Genomic DNA, 5493 nt, shown 5'->3' on the forward strand with positions numbered 1-5493 from the left:
CCGACAACCTCCGCCAGGAGGATGCGAGCCCCTCGGGCTCGCCGCATAAGCGCCGGGGCGCCCCACCGACAGGTGGGGCGCCCCGTTTGCATGCAACGTGCCCCCCGCGATCAGTCAGGGGGGGACGATCCCGCCACACAGGCCCCGGCCTCGTTCGTCCCCGCCGAACGCGACACGCGGCGCTCCCCGCCGAACGAGGAACCCGACTCGGCAAGGCCGCGGGTAAGCGAACGAGAGCCCGCACAGCCCCGCGCCGCCCCGAACTGGGCCCCCGGGAGGTGACACCGCGTCAGGGACAGTGCGTTCGGCGAACACTATTCTGGACGGGTGACGAAATCCCAGGACACCGCCTCCCCCTTCCTGACCAGCGCACAGCCCGACGATGCGGGAGTCGCGCTGCTCCTGGTCAACCTGGGCACGCCGACCGCGCCCGAGCCGGGCCCTGTCCGGGCGTTCCTGCGTGAGTTCCTCTCCGACCGCCGCGTCATCGAGATGAGCCCGCTCCTGTGGAAGCCCATCCTGGAGGGCATCATCCTGCGAGTCCGACCGCGCGAGGTCGCCGGCAAGTACCGCAGCATCTGGATGGATGAGGGCTCGCCGCTCATGCACTACACCCGCGAGCAGGCCCGTCTCCTCGGCGAGCGCCTGTCGGGCGCGCGCGTCGAGGCCGCGATGCGCTACGGGGAGCCCTCGATCGGCTCGGTCCTGGACCGCCTGCATGCGCAGGGTGTGCGCCGCGTGGCGATCCTGCCCGCCTACCCGCAGTACGCCGCGTCGACGGTCGCGACGATCAACGACGCGGTCGCGCGCTGGATCGACCGCAACCGCGACGGCTTCGAGCTGCGCCTGCAGCGCTCCTTCCCCGCGGCCCCGGCCTACATCGATGCGCTCGCGTCCGCCCTCGAGCGCCATTGGGAGCGCGTGGGGCGCCCGAACTTCCTGACGGGGGACCGCGTCGTCGTGTCCTTCCACTCGATCCCGGTCGCCATGGACGAGGCCGGGGACCCCTACCGCGCCGAGTGCCGCCACACGGTCGCCGCCCTCGAGTCGCGCCTCGGCCTGGCGATGGGTTCCCTGACGGCCACCTTCCAGTCCGTGTTCGGGCGAGCACAGTGGCTGGGCCCGCAGACGATTGAGGAGATGGCCGAGCTGGGCGGTGCGAAGTGCCCGCGTGTGGACGTCATCTGCCCGGGCTTCATGGCGGACTGCCTGGAGACGCTCGAGGAGATCGACCAGCTCAACCGCGAGACCTTCGTCGAGGCCGGGGGCGGGGACTTCCACTACGTGCCGTGGGGCAATGACTCGGAGGGCGCTGTCGCGTCCCTGGAGGAGCAGGCTCGCATCGCCCTCGCCGGCTGGGTGTAGGCGCGCTGTCACAATCGACCGGCGGGCGAAACCCTCCGGCGTGGTCAGCCACGGCCTCGTAGCGTAGAAGCATGAGCACGACTGACTGTACCGACTTCGCGACGCTGGCCATCCACGCCGGGTTTGACCCGGACCCCGTGACGGGTGACGTGGTGCCGCCGATGCACGTCGCGTCGACGTTCGTGCAGGACCGGCCGGGCGAGCTGCGAGAAGGCTACGAGTACGGGCGCTGCGGCAACCCGACGACCAACGCGTTCGCGGGCGCGCTCGCGGCCCTGGAGGGGGCGACGCACGGCTTCGCGTTCCCCTCGGGCATGAGCGCCGAGGACACCGTCATCCGTCTGCTGGCGCGCCCCGGCGACCACGTCGTGCATTCGACCGACGTGTACGGGGGGACGCACAAGCTCCTCAGCGTCATTAAGCCCGCCGAGGGCATCACCTCTGAGGCCGTGGATCTGACCGACCTGGCCGAGGCCGAGCGCGTGATCCGTGGTTCGCGCCCGCAGATCGTGTGGGTGGAGACCCCCTCGAACCCGTTCCTGCTGGTCACCGACATCGCTGCGATTGCGGCCCTCACGCACGAGGTCGGCGGCCTGCTGGTCGTGGACAACACGTTCGCGACGCCGGTCTTGCAGCGTCCGCTGGCGCTCGGAGCGGACGTCGTCGTGCACTCGACGACCAAGTATGTGGGCGGACATTCCGACGTGATCGGTGGCGCGTTCGTCCTGCGCGATGGCCTGGAGCTGCCCGCGCACGTCGAGCCTTTCTTCGGCGAGCGCGACGCGGCCGCTGAGGCCGTGAAGCTGCAGATGGCCCTCGGGCACGTGCCGTCCCCGCGCGACACGTACCTGGCGCACCGCGGCTTGAAGACCCTGGCTCTGCGCGTGGAGCGCCACTGCGCCAACGCTCAGAGGGTCGCCGAGTTCCTGGCCTCCCACCCGAAGGTGAGTGTGGTCCACTATCCGGGGCTGGCCTCGGACCCTGGGTTCGAGCTGGCTCAGCGCCAGAATCCACGAGGCGTTGGCGGGGTTTTGTCCTTCCAGGTCGCCACGGCGGAGGCGGCCCTCGAGCTGACGACGCGCACGCGCATCTTTGCGCTGGCCGCGTCGCTGGGGGCGCCCGAGTCACTCATCGAGCACCCGGCGATCATGACCCATTCGACGCGCGTGGGCGGGGTGGGTGGAGTGCCCGGCACGCTCCTGCGCTTGGCGGTTGGGCTCGAGGATGCGGGTGACTTGATCGAGGACCTGGATCAGGCGCTCGCGCAGATCTGATGCCGCTCTGGTGCCCACTGGTGGCTCTGGTGCCTTACCCACAAATCTCGCACGTAATTTAGTTGGGTCAGTTTTTAGCTATGCCGGAAAACGTTGCAATTCCAACGCTGTGAATTCAATGTTTGAAATAGTGTTGGGGGAATTACGTGCGACATTGTTGGGGAACTATTCTCTAGGTCCGGGTGTGGCGGGTCAGCGGGTTCGGGCAATCGGCGGGCCCCAGAGTCTGGTGCAGGTTATGCGCCCGGGTGGGCGCGGCGGGTCAGCCAGGTGGTCGCCGCGGTAGCGCCGCCGACGGCAAGGGCGGCCGGCACCAGGATGGTGGGCCCCTGAGCGGTGAACTCGATGACGAGGATGAGTCCGGTGAACGGCGCGTTCATGGACGCGCCGAGGAATGCGGCCGCCCCGATGAACGCGAAGGCGGCCACCTCGGAGCCGGGCCAGGCGGCTGCCCACGGCAGGCCGATGACGGCGCCCAGCCCGGCACCCAGCGCGACCGCGGGCGTGAGGACGCCGCCCCAGCCTCCCGCGCGGATCGTCAGGAATGTCGTCAGGGTCTTCGCGGCAAGCACCAGCGCCGCGAACGCGAGCCCCGCGCCGGCCGCCCACGTCGCATCAAACTGCGTCTGTGCGCTGGCCTGGCCGTTGCCCACGACGGAGGGCAGCCAACTGGCGATGAGTCCGACCACGAGGAAGGCGGCGGGCAGCGTGAGCAGCAGCCGCCAGTCGCGCGGGCGTGCCGCGCCCACCCGGGCGACGGCCTGCTTGAAGGCCCACCCGGCGGCGCCGAGCAACGGCCCGACGAGGGCCCCGAACACGGTGAGCGACAGGGAGGGCGTGAGGGTGGGGACGGTGTAGAACGGCGCCGGCCTCGTGAATCCCGTGGAGATGAGGACGGCGATCCCGGAGGTGAGGAACGCGGGGGCGACCGCGCGCCCCGAGCGGGACACGAGCAGGATTTCGAGCGTGTAGACCGCCCCCGACAGGGGGATCGAGTAGACGGCGGCCAGTCCTGCTCCCGCGCCGCAGGCGACGATGATGCGCCGGTCCTCGGCGCTTAGCCCGAGGCGGTCGGCGGCGGCCGCGCTGAAGGCGGCGGCCATCTCGCGGGGGGCGACCTCGCGCCCGACGGAGGCGCCGAGGCCGACGATGAGGACCTGGGTCAGGGCGTGCCAGGTGGCGCGCAGGGGCGGCATGGGGGTGCCGTCCACGGCTGCCGACACGGAGGTGATGGCCTTGTTGCGGCGGAAGAGGAGGAACCAGGACAGCGCGCCGATGACGCCGCCGAGCGTGAGGACGAGGACGCGGCGCGTGGGGGAGACGGCGCTCGCGGCCTCCAGGAGGGTACCGCCGTGCATGTCCCAGGCGAGGGCCTGGATCCAGTGGAGCAGGTGGATGCACGCCAGGCCGACGAGGCCTGCGATGACTCCGGTCGCGAGGGTGGCGGCCGCGAGGCGGCGCGCGTTCACAGACATGGTGTGTCGGCGTCGAGGCGCGCGCTGACGCGGCCGAACAGGCCGGTGAGCATGTCGATTTCCTCGGGCGTGATGTCGTCGAGGAAGAGTCGGCGGATGACGTCGCGCTGGACCAGGGCGGCCTCGTCGAAGAGGGTCTTGCCGGCCTCGGTAAGGGAGACGAGGCCTCCGCGTCCGTCCCCCTGGCAGGGGCGGCGTTCGATGAGGCCTCGTAATTCGAGGCGCTTCATCGTGTGCGTGAGGCGCGAGCGGGAGAAGACGACCTGGTGCGCGAGGACGGAGGGTCGGATGCCGGTCTCGCCCGCGCGGTCGGTCATGAGCAGGACGGAGTACTCGGGCATGGAGAGGCCGGCCTCGCATTTGAGGGACGCTTCGATGCGTTCGGTGAGGCGGGCTGTGGTGGTGAAGTAGAGCTCCCATGCCGCCGCTCGGGGGTGGTGTGCTCTGTTCACGGTGTCTCCTCGCTGGTTCCTGCGGTGTGCGAGGCCTCCCTGACCTCGCGCGTCCTTACGAGTATAACTTTCAATTACCTGGCACCTGTAATTGGTGCTGCCTAACTCACGTTTGTCGATGAATCGGAATAGTGAGAAAGAGAATGCATTGTGAGTTACCCTAATTGCAATGAATTCCGCTGACGGTTCGATTGTGGAATTCTCGATCCTTCAGGAGGAATAGCATATGAAGAAGACGACGAAGGTTGTCGAGGTTGTTGACGATTTCGACGGCTCGCCCGCCGATCAGACCGTGCGTTTCGCATTCAATGGTGCGTCGTATGAGATTGACCTGAATCGCGAGCACTTCGAAGAATTCGCCGCGGCCATTCAGCCCTACATTAAGGCTGGCCGCAAGGTTGGTTCGACCCGCCGCCGCGGCAACGCTGGCAACCCCAACCAGCGCCTGGAAAACGCGAAGATTCGTGCGTGGGCGCAGGGTGAAGGCCTGGAGGTTTCCGATCGTGGCCGTATTCCCGCTCCGATCGTCGAGGCCTACCGTAAGGCGCATGCCTGATCGATACACAGCATCGGGGGGTGTGCAGGTTTCCTGCACACCCCCCGATTATTGTTGCTGTCTCACTCGCTCTTAGAGACTTCGTTATTCGTGCCCATGTCGCTGACCTGGGGGGCGTTGCCCTTCTTGTATTCGATCTCGTTGTTCGAGCCGGTGAGGGACACGTGCTGTACGGACTCGACCTCGATGGCGTTGTTGGAGCCGGAGACGGTGATCTCGGCGAGTGCGCCGCCGTCAATGTGGTTGTTGGAACCGTTGACGATGATCATGGTGGTGCCCGCGGGCACGGACACGTGCTCGTTGGACTCGTTGACGGTGAGGGCACCGGAGTTGTCCTGCGCGGCGGGGGCCGAGGGAGCGGAGGACGGGGC

Annotated in this window: 6 protein-coding genes; 3 read left to right on the top strand and 3 right to left on the bottom strand. The window is 68.4% G+C overall.

The genetic code is table 11. The annotated features are described in order from the left end of the window. Positions 1-327: 327 nt before the first annotated feature. Both hemH and HMPREF1138_RS01690 read left to right on the top strand, forming a co-directional pair. Positions 328-1365: a ferrochelatase gene (gene hemH, locus HMPREF1138_RS01685; protein ID WP_009055807.1), complete on the top strand. Its 1038-nt coding sequence runs from the start codon at positions 328-330 to the stop codon at positions 1363-1365. A 71-nt stretch (positions 1366-1436) separates the two neighbouring features. After that, positions 1437-2639 carry a PLP-dependent transferase gene (locus HMPREF1138_RS01690; protein ID WP_009055796.1) on the top strand — a complete coding sequence of 401 codons (1203 nt, stop codon included), beginning with the start codon at positions 1437-1439 and terminating at the stop codon, positions 2637-2639. Positions 2640-2875: 236 nt separating this feature from the next. Here HMPREF1138_RS01690 and HMPREF1138_RS01695 read toward each other — a convergent pair whose 3' ends face one another. Beyond that, positions 2876-4114, bottom strand: a complete 1239-nt coding sequence (locus HMPREF1138_RS01695) for a chloride channel protein (protein ID WP_039936492.1) — start codon at positions 4112-4114, stop codon at positions 2876-2878. Further along, positions 4105-4566: a MarR family winged helix-turn-helix transcriptional regulator gene (locus HMPREF1138_RS01700; protein WP_009055800.1), complete on the bottom strand. Its 462-nt coding sequence runs from the start codon at positions 4564-4566 to the stop codon at positions 4105-4107. The genes HMPREF1138_RS01695 and HMPREF1138_RS01700 overlap by 10 nt, the downstream gene beginning before the upstream one ends. Positions 4567-4792: 226 nt before the next feature. Here HMPREF1138_RS01700 and HMPREF1138_RS01705 point away from each other — a divergent pair, with 226 nt between their 5' ends. Then, positions 4793-5122: a histone-like nucleoid-structuring protein Lsr2 gene (locus tag HMPREF1138_RS01705; protein ID WP_009055805.1), complete on the top strand. Its 330-nt coding sequence runs from the start codon at positions 4793-4795 to the stop codon at positions 5120-5122. A gap of 62 nt (positions 5123-5184) precedes the next feature. Here the strand turns inward: HMPREF1138_RS01705 and HMPREF1138_RS01710 are convergent. Then, the coding region (locus tag HMPREF1138_RS01710; protein WP_009055802.1) for a DUF3060 domain-containing protein at positions 5185-5493 on the bottom strand (309 nt) is incomplete at its 5' end.

This window comes from Actinomyces sp. ICM58 (assembly GCF_000283035.1).
Taxonomy (GTDB): Bacteria; Actinomycetota; Actinomycetes; order Actinomycetales; family Actinomycetaceae; genus Pauljensenia.

Bases quoted from the DNA above. Each gene is read 5' to 3' on its own strand.
- HMPREF1138_RS01690 (WP_009055796.1), top strand. From the start codon at position 1,437: ATGAGCACGACTGACTGTACCGACTTCGCGACGCTGGCCATCCACGCC.
- HMPREF1138_RS01695 (WP_039936492.1), bottom strand. From the start codon at position 4,114: ATGTCTGTGAACGCGCGCCGCCTCGCGGCCGCCACCCTCGCGACCGGA.
- HMPREF1138_RS01705 (WP_009055805.1), top strand. From the start codon at position 4,793: ATGAAGAAGACGACGAAGGTTGTCGAGGTTGTTGACGATTTCGACGGC.